Annotated in this window: 22 protein-coding genes and 1 riboswitch; of the genes, 9 read left to right on the top strand and 13 right to left on the bottom strand. The window is 52.0% G+C overall.

What is annotated here, in order from left to right; all coding sequences use genetic code 11:
* Positions 1-91: 91 nt before the first annotated feature.
* From JW883_15310 to JW883_15285, 6 genes are all read right to left on the bottom strand, one after another.
* Complete coding sequence (locus JW883_15310) at positions 92-1,207, bottom strand: alanine racemase (protein MBN1843633.1); 1,116 nt, start codon at positions 1,205-1,207, stop codon at positions 92-94.
* 125 nt (positions 1,208-1,332) lie between these two features.
* Positions 1,333-2,172 carry a methyltransferase gene (locus JW883_15305; GenBank protein ID MBN1843632.1) on the bottom strand — a complete coding sequence of 280 codons (840 nt, stop codon included), beginning with the start codon at positions 2,170-2,172 and terminating at the stop codon, positions 1,333-1,335.
* Entirely contained in the window at positions 2,169-3,053 is an 885-nt protein-coding gene (locus JW883_15300) for a class I SAM-dependent methyltransferase (GenBank protein ID MBN1843631.1), read from the bottom strand. Before JW883_15300 ends, JW883_15305 begins: the two co-directional genes overlap by 4 nt.
* Before the next feature lie 11 nt (positions 3,054-3,064).
* On the bottom strand, positions 3,065-4,246 hold the full coding sequence (gene argJ / locus JW883_15295; protein ID MBN1843630.1) for a bifunctional glutamate N-acetyltransferase/amino-acid acetyltransferase ArgJ: 1,182 nt from the start codon (positions 4,244-4,246) through the stop codon (positions 3,065-3,067).
* 139 nt (positions 4,247-4,385) lie between these two features.
* Positions 4,386-4,742: a four helix bundle protein gene (locus JW883_15290; GenBank protein ID MBN1843629.1), complete on the bottom strand. Its 357-nt coding sequence runs from the start codon at positions 4,740-4,742 to the stop codon at positions 4,386-4,388.
* 12 nt (positions 4,743-4,754) lie between these two features.
* Positions 4,755-6,200: a sodium:solute symporter family protein gene (locus JW883_15285; GenBank protein ID MBN1843628.1), complete on the bottom strand. Its 1,446-nt coding sequence runs from the start codon at positions 6,198-6,200 to the stop codon at positions 4,755-4,757.
* 419 nt (positions 6,201-6,619) lie between these two features.
* Between JW883_15285 and JW883_15280 the strand changes: the two genes are divergently transcribed.
* From JW883_15280 to JW883_15245, 8 genes are all read left to right on the top strand, one after another.
* The gene (locus tag JW883_15280) at positions 6,620-8,035 is read left to right on the top strand and encodes an L-seryl-tRNA(Sec) selenium transferase (GenBank protein ID MBN1843627.1); all 1,416 of its coding nucleotides are present in this window, start codon (positions 6,620-6,622) and stop codon (positions 8,033-8,035) included.
* A 1-nt stretch (position 8,036) separates the two neighbouring features.
* Entirely contained in the window at positions 8,037-9,281 is a 1,245-nt protein-coding gene (locus tag JW883_15275; GenBank protein MBN1843626.1) for a tetratricopeptide repeat protein, read from the top strand.
* Complete coding sequence (locus JW883_15270) at positions 9,278-9,868, top strand: D-sedoheptulose 7-phosphate isomerase (GenBank protein MBN1843625.1); 591 nt, start codon at positions 9,278-9,280, stop codon at positions 9,866-9,868. The genes JW883_15275 and JW883_15270 overlap by 4 nt, the downstream gene beginning before the upstream one ends.
* An 11-nt stretch (positions 9,869-9,879) precedes the next feature.
* Positions 9,880-10,839 (top strand): hypothetical protein, encoded by a 960-nt coding sequence (locus JW883_15265; GenBank protein ID MBN1843624.1) that lies wholly within the window; start codon positions 9,880-9,882, stop codon positions 10,837-10,839.
* Positions 10,840-10,993: 154 nt separating this feature from the next.
* Positions 10,994-11,212 (top strand): zinc ribbon domain-containing protein, encoded by a 219-nt coding sequence (locus JW883_15260; GenBank protein MBN1843623.1) that lies wholly within the window; start codon positions 10,994-10,996, stop codon positions 11,210-11,212.
* 47 nt (positions 11,213-11,259) lie between these two features.
* Complete coding sequence (hemC, locus tag JW883_15255; protein ID MBN1843622.1) at positions 11,260-12,210, top strand: hydroxymethylbilane synthase; 951 nt, start codon at positions 11,260-11,262, stop codon at positions 12,208-12,210.
* A complete protein-coding gene (gene cobA / locus JW883_15250) occupies positions 12,207-13,724 on the top strand; it encodes a uroporphyrinogen-III C-methyltransferase (GenBank protein MBN1843621.1) in 1,518 nt (505 codons plus the stop codon). Before hemC ends, cobA begins: the two co-directional genes overlap by 4 nt.
* A gap of 8 nt (positions 13,725-13,732) precedes the next feature.
* Positions 13,733-14,599: an NAD(+)/NADH kinase gene (locus tag JW883_15245; GenBank protein MBN1843620.1), complete on the top strand. Its 867-nt coding sequence runs from the start codon at positions 13,733-13,735 to the stop codon at positions 14,597-14,599.
* On the opposite strand, the gene JW883_15240 is transcribed toward JW883_15245, so the two are convergent.
* The 7 genes from JW883_15240 to JW883_15210 all read right to left on the bottom strand — a co-directional run bounded on the left by JW883_15240 (position 14,596) and on the right by JW883_15210 (position 21,863).
* Positions 14,596-14,946: a hypothetical protein gene (locus tag JW883_15240; protein ID MBN1843619.1), complete on the bottom strand. Its 351-nt coding sequence runs from the start codon at positions 14,944-14,946 to the stop codon at positions 14,596-14,598. The two genes, JW883_15245 and JW883_15240, sit on opposite strands and share 4 nt — an antisense overlap.
* 102 nt (positions 14,947-15,048) lie before the next feature.
* Positions 15,049-15,127: riboswitch (cyclic di-GMP riboswitch) on the bottom strand.
* Positions 15,128-15,196: 69 nt separating this feature from the next.
* On the bottom strand, positions 15,197-15,610 hold the full coding sequence (locus tag JW883_15235; protein MBN1843618.1) for a PilZ domain-containing protein: 414 nt from the start codon (positions 15,608-15,610) through the stop codon (positions 15,197-15,199).
* 108 nt (positions 15,611-15,718) lie between these two features.
* Positions 15,719-16,105, bottom strand: coding sequence for a PilZ domain-containing protein (locus tag JW883_15230; GenBank protein MBN1843617.1), 387 nt, complete (start codon positions 16,103-16,105; stop codon positions 15,719-15,721).
* Positions 16,106-16,317: 212 nt separating this feature from the next.
* On the bottom strand, positions 16,318-16,638 hold the full coding sequence (locus JW883_15225; protein ID MBN1843616.1) for a hypothetical protein: 321 nt from the start codon (positions 16,636-16,638) through the stop codon (positions 16,318-16,320).
* A 471-nt stretch (positions 16,639-17,109) separates the two neighbouring features.
* Positions 17,110-17,421 carry a DUF4389 domain-containing protein gene (locus JW883_15220; protein MBN1843615.1) on the bottom strand — a complete coding sequence of 104 codons (312 nt, stop codon included), beginning with the start codon at positions 17,419-17,421 and terminating at the stop codon, positions 17,110-17,112.
* Between the two features lie 21 nt (positions 17,422-17,442).
* Entirely contained in the window at positions 17,443-18,915 is a 1,473-nt protein-coding gene (locus tag JW883_15215; protein ID MBN1843614.1) for a dynamin family protein, read from the bottom strand.
* A gap of 185 nt (positions 18,916-19,100) precedes the next feature.
* Positions 19,101-21,863: an insulinase family protein gene (locus tag JW883_15210; protein MBN1843613.1), complete on the bottom strand. Its 2,763-nt coding sequence runs from the start codon at positions 21,861-21,863 to the stop codon at positions 19,101-19,103.
* Positions 21,864-22,019: 156 nt separating this feature from the next.
* On the opposite strand from JW883_15210, the gene JW883_15205 reads away from it, so the two are divergent.
* Positions 22,020-23,720 carry a phosphotransferase gene (locus JW883_15205; GenBank protein MBN1843612.1) on the top strand — a complete coding sequence of 567 codons (1,701 nt, stop codon included), beginning with the start codon at positions 22,020-22,022 and terminating at the stop codon, positions 23,718-23,720.
* Positions 23,721-23,820 lie beyond the last annotated feature (100 nt).

The raw sequence follows: 23,820 nt of genomic DNA, 5'->3' as shown, positions 1-23,820 counted from the left end.
TTCGATGCCTGTCGAGAGCCTCAAGGTCGAGCGATTGGACGTTCGATGTTCGATGTTCATTTTTTTGTAACCGTGAACGGTTACAAGCCCTCTAAACGCAGCATCCTCTGGCATCCACTTTTTCTTTCTGCACTTTCCCGTCACAGGTAAGAAGGTAAAACGCATCGTAGAGGTTCATGCACAGCGCCACGTTGACCGGCACAATGCTCATGCGCTCTCCGACACGGGGCGGATTTTCGCAGCGGCTGACATCAACCCAGCCGTGCTCTTCATGGAGACGAAAAACCCGTGCCTCAGGATACTCAGAAACATAGCCCATCTCAGGGTTCTCGTGGCGCAACAACTGCTTTGCGGAAAGGGCCTTTGAACCGGCGTCAATGATCACCTGGCCCGGAACCACATCTGAAACAACGGTTGCAACCACACGGGCGGCACAGTCTCCGAGGACGCAATGGCCGAACTTCAAAACAAAATAATCGTTCAGCACGGCGGTTCCGACCCGGATCTCGTTTACATGATGGACAAGGTGCGTGTTTTGAAGAGATGGCGTGGAGCCTGAAGAGACTGTTTCAGGCCGAAGTCCGGCGGCACAGAGGGCTTCATATACCGGGTCCCACAAGCGATTTATTCGGGTAAAACTCTGCGGATCTCTTGCGGCATCTCCGTACAGTTGCCCCAGATACATCTGAACGCCGTCATAGCGAAGCCCGGCGTGTGTTTCTGCGTATTTAGCGAATTTTACGATCTGTCCGGGATCAGCAATTCCGCAACGGTGAAGCCCGGCGTCAAACATGACCAGAATTCCGACAGTGGTATCATGTTTAACGGCTGCATCTGCAAGCTCCTCCATGCCATACTGGGAATCAGCCGCAACTCTAACGTTTTGTTTCAGAGAGAGCATTGCAAGGCGCTGCGCGCGGGCAATTCCGAGAGCAGGATAGGCGACGCTAATATCAACATTGCCGAGTTTTGCCATGACCTCGGCTTCCCCGATCTTTGCAACCGCAATGCCGACTGCCCCGGAATCGATCTGTATACGGGCGATGCAAAGGGATTTATGGGTTTTGACATGGGGCCGTACTGCAAACCCGTGCCTGTTTGCATAATCATGTATGCGGCTGATATTTCTTCTTACGGTCTCTTCTTCTACAAGGAGAAAAGGAGTTGGAACGGACTTTGTTATGTTTAATAATCCGTAAGCGTTCACAGGTTCAGAGTTCACTGTTTCAGCCGTCGTAGCTTACGGCTACTATGGCGAAGTCGGCTCAGGGTTACCTTTTTTCGTTGACCTGGCGAGCTGGCTCGCGGGCCAACTGCTATCCTTCAATCTCTTCAAATCGTTCTATTCTCATAATGAGAAGTATTCTTGATTATGAAAACAGAAGTATTGTTAACGGGCGGTTCCGGACGGATGCGGGCGTGCTCCCTGAATTCGGGGGGAAGGTCAAAAACGGATTGATCATCCAGAAGACGTCTTAGACCCTTTTCGTAGATTCGGTAAGAGAGCATCGCTCCGTCCGGGAGCGCCTTTGCAAGATGCGTAAAAATCTCATCCTTCGGCAGTGCATCGGCTCCAACCATGATGAGCCTGCACTCTTCCTGCAGCGGCAAGGAAAAATGATTCCCCTGAACAATAGCAACATGCCGGGAGAGTCCAAGGCTTTGAATAACATCTCTGGAAAACTCGACATATTCCGGCGTCTGCTCAATACCAATGCCTTTGACACCGTACTGTTTGCAGAGGCATATAAGGCTCAGGGGCAACGGGCCGCTCCCCAGAAACACGACCCAGGCTCCCTGCTTTAGATCCCCACCCTCGTATTCCATGCGCGCCAGCTCAACATAGTTGGGGTAAAACACGAAACGCTTTACCAGAGCCCACGGATCAGGGCCGGCGATAATCAACCGCGCAGACTCAATCTCCATTCTTAACCCGTTGACGGCCTTCAGGTGGCAGATCTGTCTTGCAGCCGACTGAAACTCCCGGTCGCTTAGGATTCCTTCCGCCGCATGATCGTCAACATCCGTTGCGGCCAGGCGTTGCAGCCTTTGAAAATGGGGACGGAAAACATCATCAGGACCGTTAAGGATCTCTCCATCCGACAGATCACGGATGGCAGCATAGATGTCCATGAATTCATGCTTGATAGAATCGAGAGACTCCTCTTTCACTCATCCAACTCCGCAAGAACGGTCGTATTATTGACCCGGCCCGTAGGAAAAATCTCTCTTGCGATCCTGAATCCTTCGATATCGCCGGGTTGAACCGGTTCATACAGGACGGCACGCATCCCGGTATAAGTCCGGAAAACAACCGGAACATGCTTTCCCCGTTCCCTTAAGACTTGGCGGAGGCTTTGAAAAATCCGCGCTTTGGGTTCTGCCAGGGCCGAAATCAGCGCTATATCCCAATCGAGTTCTTTGAGATTGGAGTCATCCCCGTGGACTATTTCGATCTCTTTTCCCAGCCCAAGACATTGGATGACCTTTTTTGCCAGCTCAACGGTTTCGGAGGAGTTCTCCAGGCCGACAGACCGTATGCCGTACAGCCGGCTCATGAGGATCAGGCTCGCGGGCACAGGACCGCATCCGATAAAGACCAGGATGCTGTCCGGCGCTATATGCATAGCCTCGATCTGGTTTCTCACCAGCGCCAAATAACGGGGATAGAGGGGAAAGGATTTCAAGGTTTCCCACGGGGCATCCGATTTGAGCAAGTCCTCTGCCAGGTGCACCTCATGGATGTCGAAAAACGCAGCATAATACGAACGGATCACCGGAAGTTCCCTCCGGATGTCGGACTCGTCCAGGATCAGCCCGGCAAGATGAACGCCAGCCTCCATATGGGCCAGATCATCCAGAATCCGGTAAAGGCGATAGAGATCCTCAGGGCTGAGCGCCGCAAGCATGTTGCGGGTATAACCCTTAATCCGTTTGGTAAACGCCATGATGTGGGGTTTTATTATCTCCAGACTGCGCTGACAATCCTTGCAGCAGCCCAAAAAATCATGCTCGACCAGTTCGTGCTGATGGGAATAGTCAATATAGTGCATGAAACATCTCACTACGTGCGGTAATCGGCATTGATTTTGACGTAATCTGTCGACAGATCGCACGTGTGTACTGTGGCGGCACTGCTGCCAAGCTCGAGGTCAACAGTGATGCTGAATTGATCGTTCTTAAAGATCCTCGTGGCCTCTGCTTCTGCCTCGCTACCACACCCCTGTCCGTCCTTAACGATCCGGACCTCATCGAAACAGATTTGAATGGTTTCAGGGTTGACGGGAACGCCGGCCCGGCCAATGGCGGCCATGATCCTGCCCCAGTTGGCATCCTCTCCGAAAAGAGCTGTTTTTACCAAAGGGGACTCGGCAATCGTATAAGCCACCTGCCTGGCGTCTTCGTCACTTGCCGCCCCTTTCACCTCGACTCTAACCAGTTTTGTAGCCCCCTCTCCGTCCTGGACGATCTGAAAAGCCAGGGTGGAGAGGACCTCGTTCAGGGTCTTTTGAAATGCTTCAGCGCAAGAGGCTTCTCCCAGATTCACTCCAGACAGGCCATTAGCAAGGACAAGGACCGTGTCATTAGTGCTTGTGTCTCCATCCACCGTGATTGCATTAAAGGACTGTGCCACGGCTTTTCTCAGGATCGCGTCCAGGGCTTGCGGCGTTGCACTCACGTCTGTGCAAACAAAACAGAGCATTGTGGCCATGTCCGGTCGAATCATGCCCGCGCCTTTTGCCACGGCAGCCACGCTAAAGGCCCTCTCTCCAACAAACACCTTCCTTGAGGCAGCCTTGGGAAACGTATCGGTCGTCATGATAGCCTGCGCCACCTCAAAAAGCCCCGTGCGGCTGAGTTGTCCGGCAAGCTTCGGGATGGCCGCCTCAATAGCGCAAAGATTTAGAGGTTGCCCGATAACACCTGTCGAGGCCACCAGGACCAATTCATCTCCTATCCCCAGAGCCTTGGCCGTAGCACGAGCCATGGCCGTGGCGTCTTCAATTCCGCGTGATCCCGTGCAGGCATTGGCATTGCCGCTATTTGCCACAATGGCCTGGGCACGACCGGATGCAATCCGCTCTTTGTCAACCCGCACCGGAGCGGCCTGTACCCTGTTTTTTGTAAACACACCGGCAGCACAGGCCGGGACTTCGGAAAACACGATAGCCAGGTCCTTCTCTCCCTTTTTCTTAATGTCGGCGGCAATGGCGCCCCCAACAAATCCCGGCACTTCCAAGACCATGCGTGAATCCTTCTTAACTGATGATTTTCGATCTTTCATTATTCGACATTCATACCATGGCATGGATATTTTGTAAAAGTTCAGCCGTCTATTCGTAACTACCCAGCTATTTAGGTTGAAGACTGAAGGCTGAAGTATTTCAACCATCTTGCAACGCCCGAATCAAGCCATTCAAAACCTTCTCAGTTTCGACTACCTTTGGTTCAATCAGGGATGAATTCTCGTTGGACAAGAAGCCCAAACGCTTCGATAAACTTAGTTGATAATGCAGTTCCCTCAATGACCCGAAGGCTATGTGGAGAAAACGAAGGTAATCGGCCTGACTGTCACGTGCGCATCCTTCAACGATGTTAGAAGGAATCGAAATTGCTGCTCGGCGCATTTGAGAAGTCAAACCATACAACTCTTCTCTCGGAAACCTTGCGGTCACCCGATAAACCAATACTGCTACCTCGCCAGCCAACTCAAATGCCCGAAGTTTTGTGTGATCACGCATGATTTGTCCCTATTAGCCTTCCACCTTCAGTCTATCCACCTGAGTAGAGCGCGTAATCCGGCTCACCCCGATCATCACCACGAGGCACAAAACGATGGGAAGGATGCTCAGATACTGGGGGCCCATTATGAGTTGCAAGAACTCCTCACCGCTAGCGGAAAGGATGGCCTTCATAGGGGCGCCGCCGTGGATCTTTCCCATGATAGCGGCGCCTCCTCCAACCACAATCGCCCACAAAGCGCCGTTTGATGTGATCTTGAATTGCCGTTGACAAAAACTCGCCAGGGTTGGAAAGACAATACCCCCAACAAAGACAGTATAGCCCAGAAGGAGTGATGAAATGATTCCTTGCTGCAAGCTCGCTATCAGCCAGGCAGCACATCCCACGGCCACAAGGACTGCTCTGGTGACTTTCAGCTGCTCCCTTTCTGAAACCCGCCGGAACGGGCCAACCACATTGAGCGAAAGGATGGTAGATGCAGAAATCAGGCAGGTGTCAGCAGAAGACATGATCGCCCCCAAAAATCCGGCCACAATCAAACCCTTAAGCCCCGCGGGTATGACTGCGCTCAAGGCCTTCGGCAGTGCTGCCTCGGGCACGATGCCCGGAAAATTAGCCTTCACTAACAGCCCGAAGAAGGCAAGGATGAAAGAAAGGGGTATCACCACCGCAGCAGCAAGCATGGCAGATCTTCGGGCCACAAGATCATCTTTCGCGCACAACACCCGGGAATAGATATCCGGCCCCACTAGGTAGGGAAGGCCTACAACAAGAGGATAAAAAACCAGCACGTCATACCAGCCAAAGCCAGTTGAGACCGGAAACCGGAGGTGTTGTCGGGGGACGTTTTCCCACAAAGGCAATCCCGTAGCCCGATATGAAAACAGAAACCCCAACGAAACCAGAAGCCCTCCAGCAAAAAGAAAGAGTTGCCACGAGTCGGTCCTGATGACTGAAACTTGACCTCCCCAAAAGGTGTACAAGACAAAAACAACGGCGACTACAGCCAGAGCATACTGAAATTCGATGGAGAAAATACCGCTCAAAATCCGCCCGCCGGCGATGAGCTGCGCGGCTATGACCCCGCACCAGGCTACGGCAATCACTATGCCTGCAGGGATGGCAACCCTTTCACCATAGGCTTTCTTGAGGATGTCCGGAAGGGTATACACCTTGAGGGCCCGAACACGGCCTGCCAGAAGCAAGCCAAACGGAATCAGGGCAATGCCTCCGATCAATGACCACCAGGCGCCGGTCAAACCGCGGGAATAGCCAAGGCCAATGATGCCCATGCTGGAAGATGCCCCAAAGATAGTTGCCACCAGCGAGGCAGTCACCGGGCCTGTCCGATATCTGCGTTCAGCAACCCAGTAAGACTCTGCAGATTGACGCCGGCTGCGCCAGCCCACAAAGAGCATGACCGAAAAATATGCGATTATGACACTCAGATCGATCATATGTTCACTGCACGACCTCATGACTTCAAAATAGTGCCTGAACAAGCTTGATGGTTTCGTAAAAAGTCAAAAAACGTCCTTTTTTGTCATTCCGGCCCGTCGAGAGCCTCAGGGTCGAACGACGAAAGCCGGAATCCAGTCCGCCGGAGGCGGATCAGAAACTTATGACTGACCTGGACCCCGGCTTTCGCCGGGGTGACGACTTTTTGCGAGTGCATCGAGGTAGGCTTCTTTATATATCCATAACCGTTTGCAGAAGCAACCGTCTATAATTTGAAACAGGAAAAATCAAGATTATTTCTAAAATCCCCCATGTCGCGCCTATTCCGCTTTTTTGCGTGGCAAGTTGGATTCAGGTGTGATATGAATGCAAAGATAACAGAAAGATAGACGACGTCTTGTCCCAAGGGAGAAGAGCTTTGAACCAAGAACGCCAAGCCCTGTTGCGACAACTTCCGGGTGTGGATCACGTCCTTGACCTGTGGGAAAGGGCCTACCCGGCAAGAGATCTCCCAAGATCGGTGGTCGTGGCATCAATCCGAAAGACCCTCGAAGAACTAAGGTCAACGATCCTTACGTGTGATGAAACTGTGGACGACGCATCGTTTTCTGACAGTGAACTCTTGCGTCTCACCGAGCGGACTGTAAACAAGGCAATGGGGTTCAATTTGAAGCATGTCATCAATGCAACAGGCGTCGTTGTTCACACCAACCTGGGCAGATCCTTGCTTCCGGAGAGTGTCGCCAGGCACGTGGCTGAAATCACAAGCCGTTATTCAAACCTGGAATTCGATCTTGAAAAGGGGGCGAGAGGCTCAAGATACACCTGCGTTGAGGACATCCTGTGCGAGATAAGTGGCGCTGAAGCTGCCATGGTGGTGAACAACAATGCCGGAGCGGTCTTTTTGTCCCTTGAAACCCTGGCAAGAGGAAAAGATGTGGTCGTTTCAAGGGGCGAGCTCGTAGAGATTGGAGGGTCATTTCGCATACCGGATGTAATGGCCCGAAGTGGCGCAAGACTGGTAGAGGTCGGCACGACCAACCGGACCCATCTGGCTGATTATGAAGAAGCAATCCGAGACGACACGGCATTGTTGCTCAAGGTCCATACCAGCAATTATGCTATAGTGGGGTTCACGTGCAGTGTTCCTCTCAAGGATATGGTTGCACTGGGGGCCAAGTATCATCTTCCTGTCATGAAAGATCTCGGCAGCGGCAACTTTGTGGATTTCTCGAAATACGGTCTCATCAAGGAACCCACGGTGCAGGAGACTGTTGCAGCAGGCGCTGACGTGATCACCTTTAGTGGCGACAAAATGCTCGGTGGACCCCAGGCCGGAATCATTGTAGGAAAAGAGGATGCTGTTGAGCGCATCAAGAAAAACCCGATTAATCGGGCCCTCAGGATCGACAAGATGACACTGGCGGCTCTGGAAGCCACACTGCACTACTATCGGGACGAAGCCGGGGCTGTTTCCGCAATCCCCACCCTTTCCATGCTGACCATGCCTGCCAAGATCATTGCCGCCAAGGCAAGACGGCTCCGGGATCGCCTGAAAAGGCTGGGGAGCAATCGACTCAAGGTCGTTGTCATCAACAGCTCATCCCGTGTGGGTGGAGGTTCCCTTCCGCTCCAGGAGCTTCCTACGAAGTGCGTCGGCATCAAGATAGATGGCCTCTCGGCAAACAGGATTGAACGTATGATGCGCCAGGCAACCCCGCCTGTTATCGGCCGCATTGAAGACGAACTCGTGGTGATGGACATGCGTACTGTGCAGGACGAAGAACTAGCCGTCATTGCTGCAACATTTGAGAAAATCCTGGCGGAGAAGTAACGTGGAAGAGCGTTTTGTAGGGGAAAAGGCCCTGAGAGAGGAATTTCCTCAACTACCTGTAAGTGAGGAACTCCTTGCCCGTTTTGAATCTTCTGCAAAGCAGAGTGACCAATTTGCTGTCCTTGTCATTCGTATTGACGATTTTGAAAAGATGCTCAAGGACTCTGGGGAAGATGTCACGTCAGGTATTGTCCTCAGACTGGCACGGATCATAGACGATGTAGCCAGGCCCTGTCCTATGAAATGGGGATGCCTTGACGAGGAGCGCTTTGCATGTTTCTGTCCGGAATTGGACGAGGCAGCCGCTGTAGAGCTGGCCCGTCAGATCCAGCGCCGCCTCAGCCTTCGCGGAGAAGAGACCGTATCGATCGGCTTGGCCGTATACCCTTTCTGGCCCTTTGAGAGAACATCCATTCCGTCTAATGCCCAAAAGGCCCTGGATCATGCTGCGTTCTTTGGAGGAAACACGATCACGCCATTTGATGCCGTCAGCTTGAATATCAGCGCTGACAAGCTCTATCAATACGGAGACATTTATGGGGCCATTGAGGAATTTAAGAAGGCCCTTATGGTGGACACTCAAAACGTGAATGTCCACAACAGTCTCGGCGTTTGTTATGGCGTACAGGGCAAGTTCGATCAGGCGATTGACGCCTTTAAGACAGCTACCAGCCTCGATCCGAAAGATGTGATGGCCACCTATAACCTGGGGCTTGCCCACCTCAGGAAAGGCAACAATGACAAAGCGCTGGGCCTCTTTCTTGAAGCCCACGGCCTTGACGGAGACCACCCCGACATAGCCTGCCAAATCGGCCTGTGTTATCGAGAGATGGGCCAGACTGATACGGCCATTGAGTATCTTGAAAAAGCAGCCAGGAACAAGCCCAAAGGAGCACGCGTATTCCGAACCCTGGGGGAGTGTCACGTGGAAAAAGAAATGCTCCGGGAGGCAACCCAGGCCTATGAAAAAGCAATCAAAAATCACCCGACCGATGCGAAAAGCCTGAGCGCCCTTGGGCATCTTTACGGCGTTCTAGGCGAAAATATCGAAATCGCCATTGTCCTGGCCAGAGAGAGCGCCGCCATTGATCCTGACAATGGCCTTTATCGATCCAGACTGGGCAAGCTCTACTTTCAGAACGGGGAATTCGAAAAAGCTCTGGAACAATTCAAGAAGGCCTCCGAGCTTGGAGAGGATTGCGGGGAATCCATTGCCGAGGCCCAGAGTGCTATAGCAGACTCATGAAAGAGATTGTACTGCAGACACTGAAGGAAAGCGTTCGAGTAAAGGAGTCCTTTGTCAAAAAAAACCTGGATTCCCTTATTGCAGCCGCCAGGCATCTGGCCACATGTTTTGCCTCCGGCCACAAACTTCTCATCTTTGGCAACGGAGGCAGCGCTGCTGATGCCCAGCACATTGCAGCGGAATTCGTAAACCGGTTTGTCGTGGAGCGAAGGCCCTTGCCTGCACTGGCGCTTGCCACTGACACTTCTGTGTTGACCAGTATTTCCAATGACTATTCTTTTGACGAGGTCTTTTCCAAGCAGATCAGGGCCCTTGGCAAAAAAGATGATATAGCCTGGGGAATCAGCACAAGCGGCAACTCAAGAAACGTCCTCGTTGCCATGCAAACGGCCCGGGAGGTGGGCCTTTACACCTTGGGCTTGACAGGATGTGGTGGAGGCAAGCTGGGTCGTTGCTGCGATCTGGCTTTAAATGTTGATTCCCGTGCTACCCCGCGCATCCAGGAAACCCACATCACGGTCGGACATATCCTGTGCGACCTGGTGGATCGAATCCTTTTCCCCGATAGCTTCATGAAACGGGATTAACGTCTTTACCCATGGAGAAACGTTATAGACCCATAGAGCTTGCTTCTCTCAAAACTTATCCCCTCGAATCTCGGAAAAGCAAGGTGGATCGGGGCGATTTTGCTCGCAGATGGAAGCCGAAAGGGACTTTTGAGGACTTCTTGCTACGCCTCCCCGACATCCTGGCCGCCAGGGATTTCAGGGATGTGGTTTCAGCCGTTGCCAAGGCCCATAGCGCCGGCAAGCATGTGGTCATGGCCATGGGAGCCCATGTTATTAAGGTGGGCCTCAACCCTGTTGTCACGGACATGCTGGAGCGTGGCATCATCACAGCCATTGCCATGAACGGGGCGGGTATAATCCACGACCTTGAGCTTGCCATGGTCGGAAGAACCTCTGAAGAAGTCTTGGAGGGTCTGGAACAGGGCGCCTTTGGCATGGCAAAAGAGTCAGCCGATTTCTTAAATCGTGCCATCTCCAAGGCCGATAAGGATGGTTTAGGGCTCGGTCAGGCCGTAGGGCGTGCCATCACGCAAGAGCAACTCCCCTTTGCCAAAGAGAGTATCCTTGCAACAGCGGCACGCCTTGAGATCCCCGCAACCATCCATGTAGCCATTGGAACGGACATTGTTCACATCCATCCGGGATTCGACCCGGGGGCTGCAGGCAAGGCAAGCCACCTCGATTTCAGGCTCTTTGCCTCTGTGGTTGCCGCCTTAGAAAATGGCGTATATTTGAATATCGGCTCTGCAGTAATCCTGCCAGAGGTCTTTTTGAAAGCGCTGACGCTGGTCAGGAATATGGGACACAAGGTGGAGCGATTTACGGCCGTCAATATGGATTTTATCCGCCACTACCGCCCCATAACCAATGTAGTTAGTCGTCCCACCAGCCAGGGCGGAAAAGGGTATTCGCTTATCGGTCACCATGAGATCATGTTCCCCCTGCTTGCGGCTGCCGTGATTGAGGAAATCACCAGATCCGGCCATTGAGTAGGGCTGGACAAATACCTGCTTACGTTCTATATTGCAGCTATACTTTTCGCGCCCGTAAACTGCGTTTCTTGAGAGTCCATTGTATTGAAGAGATTAAGGTTGGAGAAGCGTAGCGCTCGGACCTGAAACCTGAAATCAAGGAGGCCATAGTATGCCTATTTTCGAATACCATTGTGCAAAATGCGACAAGGATTTTGAGGTCCTTGTTCTTGGGAATCAGAGTGTCACGTGTCCCGACTGTAACGGCAAGAAGGTCAAAAAGCTTCTTTCTGTTGTAAGCCACAAGAGTGATGGTGAGTTCTCAAGTTCACAGGGCTCAGCTTGCAGCGGCTGTAGCGCCACGAGTTGCAGCACCTGTAGCCATTCATAATCTTGCAGGGAATTCCTCAAATTCTGTCGACCCTGTCTAACAAGTGAATGAAAATGGGAATGATCAAGATTGGCACACGAGGAAGTGCGCTCGCGGTTTGGCAGGCGGAATGGGTTCGCTCCCATCTCCTGGCACTTCATCCTGAACATGAAATCGAGCTGGTCAAGATCAAGACCACGGGAGACAAGATTCAGGATGTGCCCCTTGCCCAGGTTGGTGGAAAGGGCCTCTTTGTCAAGGAGATTGAGACGGCGCTCTTGGAAGGCCGGGTTGACCTGGCTGTGCACAGCATGAAAGATATGCCGGCCGAACTCCCACCGGGCCTTTGTATCGGCGCTGTGCCCGAGCGGGAAAATCCCTTGGACGTTCTGATTTCAAGGAACGGCCATGCGTTCAAAGACCTACCCGAGGGCGCTCGTGTTGGAAGCAGCAGCCTGAGGCGTTGCGCCCAGGCTCGACATGCCAGGCCCGATATCACCGTGCATTCGTTGAGAGGAAATCTCGACACCCGCCTTCGTAAACTGGAGACAGAGGGCCTGGATGCCATCGTTCTGGCGGCCGCTGGTGTCAAAAGGCTGGGCATGAAGGATCGCATTACTGAATATCTTCCTGAGACCATCATGCTCCCTGCCATCGGACAGGGGGCGCTTTCGATCGAAATAAGAGAAAAGGATGAGACTATTCACAGCCTCACAGTAGCTATGGATCACAGGGATACCCGCCTGGCCGTGGAAACAGAAAGGGCCTTTCTGGCCCGGCTTGAGGGCGGGTGCCAGGTCCCCATTGCCGGCCACGCAAAGGTCACTGAAAGCAGCATTGTCTTGACCGGGCTTGTGGCAGAAGTGGACGGTTCTCTCCTTTTACGAGAAACGATCTCCGGTCCTTTGGACCAAGGCCAAAAGCTGGGCGTGGAAATGGCCGACCGCCTCCTTAAAAAGGGGGGAAGAGAGATCTTAGAAAACGTGTACGGCAAAGCTGTTCAGGATCTGAAAACATGAAGGAGGGGAAAGTCTATCTGGTCGGCGCCGGGCCCGGGGATCCGGATCTTATAACCGTTAAGGGTAGGGAGTGTCTCAAGCGGGCTGATATCATCATCTATGACCACCTGGCGTCAGCCAAGCTGTTGAAATATGGCAGGCAAGATGCGGAAATCATCTATGTCGGCAAACAGGAGGGTATTCATACCCTTCCTCAACATGAGATGAACAATCTCATCGTGAAAAAGGCAAAACAGGGCCGCACCGTTGTTCGCCTTAAAGGAGGACACCCCTTTATTTTTGGCAGGGGCGGTGAGGAGGCTGAAGCCCTGGCACTGGCGAACATTCTCTTTGAAGTCATCCCTGGCATAACCTCGGCCATCGCTGCTCCGGCCTATGCGGGCATACCCTTGACACATCGTGGATACTCTGCCAGCGTGGGTATTGTCACCGGTCATGAGGACCCGACAAAACAGCAATCCACGGTGGATTGGTCCAAGCTCGCCACGGGCGTGGGCACACTGGTCATTTTGATGGGTGTCAAAAACCTGCCTAGTATTACGGAAAAGCTGATCGCAGCCGGCCGAGACCCAAAGACTCCGGTGGCCCTTGTGAGATGGGGCACCACGCCCCGGCAAATCACGCTGGTTGGCACACTGGAAACCATCGTGGCACAGGCCGAGGCAGCCGAACTCAAGCCACCCGTAGCTATTGTTGTCGGCGAAGTCGTAAATCTCAGGCAAACCCTGAACTGGTTTGAAAAAAGGCCCCTCTTTGGAAAAACCGTGGTGGTCACGAGGACCAGAGAACAGGCAAGCGAACTGGTGGCGCAGCTTTCCGACCTGGGGGCCGAGTGTCTGGAATGCCCCACCATCCGGGTCGTGCCTCCGGAGGACTGGGCGCCCCTGGATGCAGTCATCGATCGCCTTGATACGTATAACTGGCTTGTTCTGACTAGTGTAAACGGCGTTGACTTCTTCTTTCACAGGCTCTTTGAAAGACGCAAGGACGTACGAGCCCTCGGAAATGTGCGCACAGCAACCATCGGCCCGGCTACGGCCAAACGGCTACGTGATTTTGGCCTCAATAGCGACATTGTTCCGGAAACCTACCGGGCAGAGTCGATCATAGAAGCCTTCAAAAACGAGCCTATGGATGGGAAAAGAGTGCTGCTGCCCCGTGCCAAAGAGGCCAGGCCTATTTTGCCGACAGAAGTCCGCAAGATGGGGGCCACGGTTGACGAAATAGCTGCTTACCAGACTGAGCAAGCAGGGGATAATCTGGACCTGCTGATCAGCCGCTTGGAGCAACGCTCCATTGACATTGTGACCTTTACCAGTTCTTCCACGGTCAGAAACTTCAAGGCCCTGCTTCCCGCTGAAAGATTTGAAAGCCTAATCGATGGGGTCACGGTCGCCTGCATTGGCCCCATTACTGCCAATACAGCAAAAGAACTCGGGTTCAAAGTGAATATCGAAGCCCAGGAGTACACTATTCCCGGACTGTGCGGGGCCATCCTCAGGCATTATACCTAACTGATGAGATGCGGTACGCGATTATCACCAACCCTGTCTCGGGCAAGATGACCATCGATCAAAAGCGCGCTGCCCTGGCCAAAGCCGCCCATATCTTAAATGCGCAAATACACGGGCTCGATATCAGGACAGTGGGCGAATTCGGTCAATGCGCGCGCGAGCTTGCCACCAGTTGCGATGTCCTGGTCGCCGCCGGGGGGGACGGGACCTTTTCCGACATCATCAATTATGTCGATACTGCTGAGACACCAATTGCCTATCTCCCTTTAGGCACTGGCAACGCCATGCGGCACGCTTTACAATACAAAGGAAGTCTGGCTGACATTGCCATCCGCATCAGGGACGGCCAAATACACGAATATGACCTGCTTGAGTGCGACGGTAAGAAGCGTGCGTTCATGGCATCTGTGGGGATGGAAGCAACGACAATCCGGCTGAGGGACCAATGCGTTGCCCAGGGTGGCGCCGGCTTGAAGACATATTTGCGAGCCGCCTTCACCGCCTATTTCGGAGGATACAAACGGGCCGTCGCCACCATTACGCTTGATGACGAAACATTTGTGGCAGAGAATCTGCTAAGCCTGATGGTGGTTAAACAGCCTTTTTATGGCTTCGGAATGAATGTTGTTCCAGGAGCACGGTTCGACGACCGGAAACTGCATATCTTGTGGATAAACTCCGGGCTCCTTAAGTGCGTCGTCGGTGTGGCAACCGCATTCACTGTGGGCAACCGTATTGGCGAGTACCGAAGCGGTCAAAAGCTCTCTGTAAGCCTAAAACGTCCACTGGCGCTGCAAGTTGACGGCAACTACGCCTGGGACGCTGATAGGTTTGTTTTCACGCTTCTGCCGAATGCAATGAAAATCAAATGTTAAGCGAACAGGTCGATTAGCTCTTCTGTCATCTCATCCCACGTCTTCAGGGTTTGCACATTTGCGGCAAAGCCATGTCTGGTAGTAATGAGGCTGCAGACCTCTTCTTCAAGCGCCACATTAGAAGTTTCTCGCATTTCCCCGGTCCCATCGTCAGCAGACACAAGCGCTCCGGGTGTGTCAATCTGGGTAACGGATACCGTGACCCCAGAAGGATCGCCTTCTTCAAGAACAGCTCGGCTCTTCTTAAAACCGTCTGTGTTCATATTAGCGACATTGTGAGAAGTAACCCCCTGCTTTTCACCAAAGGCTCTCAGAGCGGACAAAGCTGAATTGGTTGGGTCTATCATGTGCCTTATCCTCCTTGTCATTTCATCATTTTGGGTTAGCCCAAAGAAAAAGCCCATTTTCCTCTCGAAAGGATGGGCTCCAGTATTCAGCTTGTCCACTGGTTGGGCAACCCCGCTATCCGCCTGTGGCGGACCGGAGGCTTTGCGTCCCACTCTTTCGAGAGGTTTGCCTTTTTCTCAACTCTTTTGTGTCGGTGTCTCTTATCGGTACGGAAGCAGAAAACCTGAAGATCTATTTTTGTAAGCAGATTCAATAGAGGGATTTGATCAGCAACTCCAGGTCTTGGTTTGGCGTTTTAAACTTCACGCCGATTCCAAGCGTGCCGGTCCAGACGATTTCACCGGTGATCTTTATTGGTTTTGAGTTGTTGGCGTGCGAAAAGGTCAGAGTCATCTCCTGTCCAATGGAAAATGGCGTGCGGGTTTCAATAAAGGCCCCGCCAGCGCTGAGGTTGCGTATGAAATCTTTGAAGGTACGATCCCCGGCAGTGTAGTCTACGGCCATGTGGCAGTCTTTCCTGGGATGTTTCCTTTGGAGTCTGCGTGGCCAATCCTCCAGGGTGCTCAAGAGGTCTTGCCTCTGGACATCAGACATGTTGCTGATCAATTCGGCTAGACGAGCCCTGACAGCGGCATCGTCCGACTGTTGGACGGGCTGTTTCATGTCAAAGGTTGTAGACGTTCACAGGTTCAGCGTTTAGGGTTGCTTTTCTTTTGTTAGCCTTCACTAACTCCGAACATTGAACCTCTGAACCCTTTCTCAGTGTTTCGGTCAGGCCTCGCTGATGGTGTAGTTGCGCATGAAATGCTCGAGCGCAAAGTTCTGGCTTTGCTTCAGATTCCCAAATTTTACACCACGTCGTCTTGTTGACACAGACCCAAAAGGAAATTTGGCCATTTCCAAATCGGAAATGGTTTTGATCGGCAGGTTACCCAGATAAAAACTGTGGTCGGCCGATACCAGGCTTAACTCAGATGACCCGTTAAACTGTTCATCGCCGGCAATATAGCGAAATGCAACCCCACCGGTGCTTATGTCTATGATTTCGCCGACTATGGTGGAATGAAGGGATGAAGTCCTGAGCAAGGCAACTCCATCGCCCTTGAGCTGGAGTCGTTTGTATTCCCTTCGTTCAACTAGCTCATTGTCGTCGATCATACCCCAAGCCCTCCTTGGAACTCTCTGAAAAATCAGTTTTGGCAAACTGATATGCAAGATCCATGCAAATTCAGAGCCACACTCTAAGAAAGGCGGAGAGGGTGTGCATGGCGCCTTGTTCCTTATGCCTGGTAGATCCAGAGTCGACACAAATGTGCCTCTTCCGGCAAAGAGGAGGGAACAGGCTCTCCCCTCCTCTCTTGTTTTCATCTCTACTGAGCCGGATGGCTCGGTGCTTGCCTGGTGATGGATTTGATGACCTTGTCTTTGTCGAATTCTACGATCACCTGATCACCTGTGTTCTGGTCCTTCAGGTCCACATCCAAACCTGCAAGGGTTACAAGCTCGCCTGATTCAGCCAGCACCGTGACTTGGGCGGCTTCGGCGTTTATGGCAGTAATTGTCCCCTTCATCACGACCGTCTCCGGGGCCTTTTGTGCCTCTCCGGAAACAGCTACGCCGGCAAAAGCGATTGCAAACAGGATAACGACCAACATCGAAACGACTTTTGTTGATACCAGTCTTTTCATCATTTTCTTTTTCCTCCTTCCATGCATCCTGGTTTGTTCTTTCGTAAAAACACCTTCTGCCTCGAACTGTCGACTTAGGAGTACCACCTCCTTCCTCTCTCATGAACCCACTTCTTTTTTCCTTCCCCCGGTAATCCAGACCATGACGGGGTCGGCAAGGGTTCCGGCGCCTCCTCTAGGGTGTTCTCTCCGCACGCAGTTTATATACAGCAAGGGATATGCCGAATGGGGCTGACTGCCTTAACCTGTTGCTTTTACAACAGTTTATGGTACGGCCAGATAATGTGGGAAAAATTTTTTTGTAGGGGTTTTCATGCAGTTGAAGGAGGTTGAAACTCAACTGATGAGCTTAACTGCTTGCGGATTGTGGTTTTTTCAGATGTAGGCTGTTTCATACAGACTCATCTGGATTTGCCGGGACTCTATGCTTTTCAATCCAGAAGAATCGTTCTGAAATACTATCCCCAAGGTCACCTATTTGAAATCGACATCTGGTTCGGGTGGATCTGTTTCTTTCGGGAAGTCGGAAAAAGGAAAAGGGTGCATGTTCTCGTTCAACGTGATGTATCGCATGACCCTGTAAGCATAGACCGAAACCTTATTGGAAAACGCTATTACCGGATTGCAGTAAGTCTGTGTGATAAAAAGGTATACATACTGAAACAGAACGGCTACCTGGATAATCGTTTTGAGGATCTCCAAGACGATGACAAAAAATACAGTGTAAAGGAGACGGATGGCGATCTTCTTGCGGGATAGTACGATGGTTGCTTCTGTAGCGTCCATTGGTTTTCCTCCTTCTTTTGCCTATTTATTGACTTGTCCTCTTGTTTTCTCCTGAGGAGCCTTCCGGGAAGATCCAGAATCTTCACTTGTCACAGGCTCATCGTCACTCATGGCGGCCAGTTCGTTCAAAGCCTCACGAATCTCCCGGGCGCCCTTGTCACGAACCCTGCATACGGCGCGGTATTCTTGCTTAACCCCCCTGAACGAAAATCGCCCAGCAGTCTTCTTCAGATAAGCATACGCCAGGTGCCGGATTGCCTGCCAGTTGTCTCGCCTGGTCTGACTCTCTAAAGGTGTCAGTTTGTCGAAATCGTTCAGATGATTGCGGTGAAACCGGGACGCAAAAAACTTCAGCGGAAATATCATCCAGAAAAACAGGACCGCCAGTCCGACACCCCCCCCGGCAGCCAGCAGCATACGCTGATCCATGCTGAAAATGCCATACGTCATCACTGCGAAAGTTGCCGCTGCCCCGCACAGCACGCCGACAAGAAGCCCGATCAGTCCTTGCTTGATCCGGAACATTCGAAACTCCCTGCGGTAGCTAATCAGTGTCTCGAGAAAATGAGCCAGGCGCTCTCCGTGGGTCTCAACGAATGTGGCCAAATGGTCGAGGCGGTAGCGTGGGGCGTGCAAAATGGCTTTTTTCAAGTCATCACGCTGGTTTTCGAGGTTCTTAAGATAATTCCTTTCGCCGTCAAGTCCATCCACAGAACCGGCTGTTGCTCGCGGAGAGTACGTCAGGTGAATCATGGGGATGTCTTTGCGCCCTGTTATCTGCGACAGGTTCCAGCAAAGGGTTCCGTACACCCTCAGCAAGTCGGTCAGGGACGTGCATTCATCAATGCGGTTCAATACGAAGAGAACCCGGTCTTCAAATGTACGGGTTGGCAATGTCTCCCTGATGCTTATGTATGCCTCACGCACGGTTCCCGCCTTGTGAGGATCAAAGACGACCAGCACGAGATCAGCCATTTGTGCCAGGTCGCCTATCACTTCCTGGTAGTTGTAACCGCGATCCCGTTCGGTAATACTATCAAGCATTCCAGGTGTGTCGATTATGCTAAGAGTTTCCAGGAACGGCGAGTTCACTTTCTTGAGACGAAAGTGCGAGGCAAACCGCAGCCCGTGTTTTTTCAACGTTTCAAACGGGTACTCCGGGTCGTTGAGCAGAAACTTGCCGTCCCGCTCCTCAGTAATACGCACCTCCTCGCTATCGCCGACGGATGCTGAATCATCGCAAGTAATAATGGTAAATGAATCGTCTGTAGGGGCCTGGCCGGTGGCCTGGATGTCTGCCCCGAGGAATTCGTTGATCAGCGTCGACTTGCCCGACGAGTAATTGCCCAGGACGAGCACTTGAGGACGCCACTTGATATTGGCCTCCAGAGGTACGTCGCTATATCCGTAGCGCAGAGCCACTGGCGTCAAATAATCCGCCACCATCTCTACAAGTTCCGCCCGGAGGGAATTTATGTAGTTCTCACGGTACATGCATTTGTCCTCAAATGAACTCTCGCCGTTTTTTGAGCTTATCCTCGCCTTTACAAACAGTCAAGACATAAGTACAAGGAAAGTATTCAAATGCCTTATGACTCAAGGCATAAGGCTCAAGGAGAAGAAAGACTGTGTAAAGTTCCAGACGTCGGGGAAATGACACTTCGGCAGCGGGACGCCATTCAAAAAACGACCGAGGTCGCATCTTGAATTTGTTTGATCTTAGGGGGTTGTCTTGGTTTTGTCGCCACAATCAGATGATGTGAAAAAAGCTTTCTGGCTACGCGTAATACGTCGGCGGCACTTACCTTTTCGATCAATTCCCGATACCTCGTGTCATAATCATATCCCAATCCAACGAGTTGGTTGAGCGCTGAGCTTGAGGCCTGGGCTGCAATCGTTTCCAGTCCGATCTCGTGCATGGTAATGCAAACGTTTTTGGCTCGCTCAAGGGTTTTGGAGTCCACTTCCTTTTCCTGAATCAAGGCCATCTGGCCCAGGACAATCTTGAGCACCTTTTCATAATTCTCCACCGTTGTCTGGGTCATTATCCCGAAATAGCCGCCGTCCACCCCAAATGCCGGGTAGGCATGCACATAGTAGACCAGGCTCTTTTGTCCTCCTCTAAGGGCGTCATGCAGCCAACCGTTTGGATATCCGATCCCTGAAATAATTGCATCCAGCACATCCACCACAGGCGTGTCTTTGTCACCGAGGGGCAGGCCGTTATAGCCTGCAAAAATGGCAGCCGATGTCTTTTCGTTTAGTGTCTCAAAGATCTCGTCCTCCTCAATATTGTGAGTCTCTGCCTCAATGATGGGCTGTTCCAAGATCCCGGGCTCAAAGTCCTTAAATGCCTCTCGAACCTTTGGTGCAACCACGTCCGGGTCAATATCGCCAAAAACCGCCAAAACCGCACTATTTGGCATCACTATCGACTCATAAAACCCCCTGATATCCTCTTCGGAAAATCCCGTCACCGCCTCTGCCTTGCCAAGCACATCGTTTCGGTAGGGGTGCTTTCGATAATAGTGTCTTTTGAAGAGCCTTGTGATCTCCGTGGTCCACTGTTCATCGAGCCTTTTGATGGCCAGGAGTGTATCTTTTCGCTGCTTTTCTATTTCACTCTCGGCAAAAATGGGGTGAAGAACCACATCGGCGAGCAAATCGAGGGCTATATCAAAATGATCCTTCAAGACTGAGACCGACACGCTTACCGTATTGTATCCGGAACTTGCCGTAATATGTCCTCCCAGATCTTCGAGGGTCTTGGCAATTTCAAACTTGGTCCGGCTTGTAGTCCCTTTGGTTAAAAGACCTGCCATAAAATGAGAAAGGCCCGGTCTGTCGACCGGTTCGAATCGAAGCCCACCTTTTACAAAAAACTTGAAGGAAACAACAGGGACGGCCGAGTTCCGTTTCAACAGAAGCGTCATCTGATTGGGCAGCACCCGTGCCTCAATTCCCGATCCAGGGGACTCGACAGGCTGGAAATCGTCCTTCTCAGTTACGGCCGAAGGTGGCTTAACTACGGCAAGAGTCATTCTGTCCCGCTGAAAATACTTCCTGGCAACGCCTCTCAGTTCCTCACGGGTAACTTCCCGGATCTTCGACACATAGGTCTCGCTGAAATAGGGATCTCCTGTGGCCACCCAATCCGAGGCCAACCGGGCGGCCTGGCTTGCTGCGGACTGCAGTCCGAAAACATGGTCTGCCGCAACGATATTCTTTGCCCGGCTTAAGGCATCCTCCTCAACGAGGTTTTCCTTCAGATCAGAGAGTTCATTCCATACCGCGTCCACGGCTTCCGACAGATTCTCCCCGGAAAGACTCATGGAAACCGAAAATTGCCCTTCAGCATAGGCCGGGGTCCAGCTCGATGCGTTGATGGAAAGAACGAGCCTCTTTTCATCTCGAACTCGCCGATAAAGCCTGGAGGTACGGCCATCGCCCATGATCACTGCCAGCACGTCAAGCGCATAGAGGTCAGGATCTGTCAGAGGGATGGTTCGAAAGCCCAAAAGAGCTTTTGTCAGCCTTGCTATTGCCAGGGTCTTGACCACCTTGCGCGAAGAAAACTGTCGCGGTTCTTTTGGAAGGACATATGGGGGATTCTCAGTTCTCTTAAGGCTGCCTGCCAACTCGAGGACAACTTTCAACACATCTTCTTTGTCCGCTTTGCCTGCCACAGCAATGACCATGTTCTCAGGCGTATACCAACGGCGGTAGTGTGCCATGAGGTCATCCTTGTCCATTTTGAGAAAGACCTCTTTTTCGCCTATTACGGGATGCCGAATCGGATGTTTTCGGTACGCTGTCTTCACAAATGAGTGCCACAACTGCCCTGAAGGGTCGTTCTCCCCCAACTGAAACTCCTGAAGGATGACGGGCTTTTCCCTCTGGTATTCTGCATCATTGAATTGACAGTCAGTCACATACGCCAAAAGGAGCTTAAGGCCCTCCTGATAATGTGCACTTGTCGTATTGATGAAGTAGACCGTGTCGTCGTAGCTGGTATAAGCATTTGTGGCGCCGCCTATATCCTGGAGCCTCTCTTTGATTTCGGCTTCCGTGAACCTGGAGGTGGTCCCGCCGGAAACCACATGTTCCAGGTAATGTGAGAGCCCCCCTCCCATCCGCTCGCCCTCAAAAATAGACCCGGTCTTGACAAGGACCTGACAGGAGACCACCTTTGAGCCATGAGATTCACGGATAAGCACAGTGAGCCCATTTTTCAGAACCACAAAGAGGTCATTGGGCTTGGAAGGAATGATCCGGTCAATGCAATCGCTTTCGACAACACCAGCAGCGCTTTGAGGTAATACCTCCGCCTCTGTTTCGCCGTATGCGTGACCGTGTAGAAAAAGGACAAGACCCAAAAACACGAACAAGGCGCCCGGACGCCATACCCGTGTTGTCGCTGTCAAACGATAGATCCGTAGCATGATGCCTCCTGATACGCAGCTTAGTGATTTACATTTTCTTAACCTCAGTATCTGTTTATAACACGAAGCGATGTAAGGCACAAATATTCTTGGCTTCTACGGCCCCACTCTGATCCTCTTGACAGCGATTTGCAGGCCTGACATGATCTTGTGACCATGAAGGCAATGATTTTGGCAGCAGGGCTTGGCACTCGCCTGTTGCCTCTGACCCAAGAGAAACCGAAACCTCTTTTTCTCATAGCAGGCCGCCCCTTGCTGGACATCCTGATTCGCACCCTTCAAGACTCGCATTGTGAGGCCGTGATAATAAACACGCACCATCTGGCTGAAATGATTGATGAGTTTGTCCAAGCACAGGACTACGGAATCCCTGTCCACACAAGGTACGAGCCAACCATCCTCGACACAGGAGGAGCCATAAAAAACGTTGAGGATTTCTGGGATGAGAATCCCTTGTTGGTTATCAACGGGGATATATTCACCAACATTGATCTTGCACAAATCTATAGATTCCACCTCGGTCACAGACATCTCGTCACATTGGCGCTTCACGACTATTCGCAGTTTAACAACGTCTGGGTCGATTCAAAAGATCATATCACGGGGTTTGGTGACACGGCTCCGTGTCCCCCCACGGCTCCCGATGTGATAACGTCTGCAAATGACCGCCAACTTGCCTTTACCGGCATACAAGTCCTCGATCCGCAGGTTCTGAGTTTCATCCCGGAAAGAACCCCTTGCAGCATCATCGATATCTATTGTGAGATGATCCGGGCAGGCATTACGCTAAAGGCATTTGTGCCCGGCAATCACTACTGGCACGACATAGGAACCATGGCGGGATATCACGGGGCAGCAAGAGAAGCCCTGGCCCGCAAGGCGCTGGCGAAGGCCGTTCCGGAGATTGGCGAAGGTATCCTGGCCTGGTCTGAGCTCAAAGGAGACGGCTCTGACCGTACATGGCATCGCGTCAGTTTGGGAAAGACCTCTGTTATCATGGTCGATCACGGCCCCCCGCCGGAGGACAGGACGTGCGAGGCGGATTCCTTTGTTGACATCGGACAGCACCTTTTAAACAAGGGCGTGCCGGTTCCCCATATCTACGGCTACGATCGCCCCACGGGTCTTGTTGCCCTGCAAGATTTGGGCGATCTTCACCTCCAGACTGTTGTTCGCCGAACAGGAGACCAGGTAGAACTCCTTGCCCACTACAAGGCCGTCATTGACCTGCTAATCACCATGGCGGTTGAAGGGGCAAAGGGATTCAACCCGGCATTCACCTACCAGACTCCTTATTATGACCAACGCCTTATCCTAGAAAAAGAAGCCAGATACTTTGTGACCGCCTTTCTGAACGGGTACAAGGGCCTACGAACAGACTTTGAAAAACTCAAGGAAGGCTTTGAACTATTTGCCAAAAGAGCCCTTGAAACCGGCCTTGTGGGTTTCCTGCACCGCGATTTTCAATCCCGCAATATCCTTGTCAGGAACGAAAAATATTACGTCATCGATTTTCAAGGCGGCCGGCTTGGCCCCCTGCCCTACGACCTTGCTTCATTGCTCATCGATCCCTACGTAGAGCTTCCCGAGGATATCCAGCAAGATCTACTGGCGTACTATCTGGACAGGCTTTCTGGCTCTGTGCCGGTTAACCGTCAGGATTTTCTCCGTGCCTACAGATACTGCGCCATTAATCGGAATCTCCAGATCCTGGGCGCCTTCGGCTTTTTGAGCAGGGTTAAGGAAAAAACAGATTTTGAGGCGTACATACCAGCAGCTCTTGCTTCCCTTAAAATACGTCTTAGTACGATAGAGTCCGATTGCCCTCAGTTGGTGCGTATCGTAAACGGCATTTAGGAGCCTTTCCGTTCTTGTAACCGTTCACGGTTACAAAAAAATGAACATCGAACATCGAACGTCCAATCGCTCGACCTTGAGGCTCTCGACAGGCATCGAA

The sequence above is a fragment of the Deltaproteobacteria bacterium genome, assembly GCA_016930875.1.
Lineage (GTDB): Bacteria > Desulfobacterota > Desulfobacteria > Desulfobacterales.
This window is presented reverse-complemented; position numbering and strand designations above follow the sequence as displayed.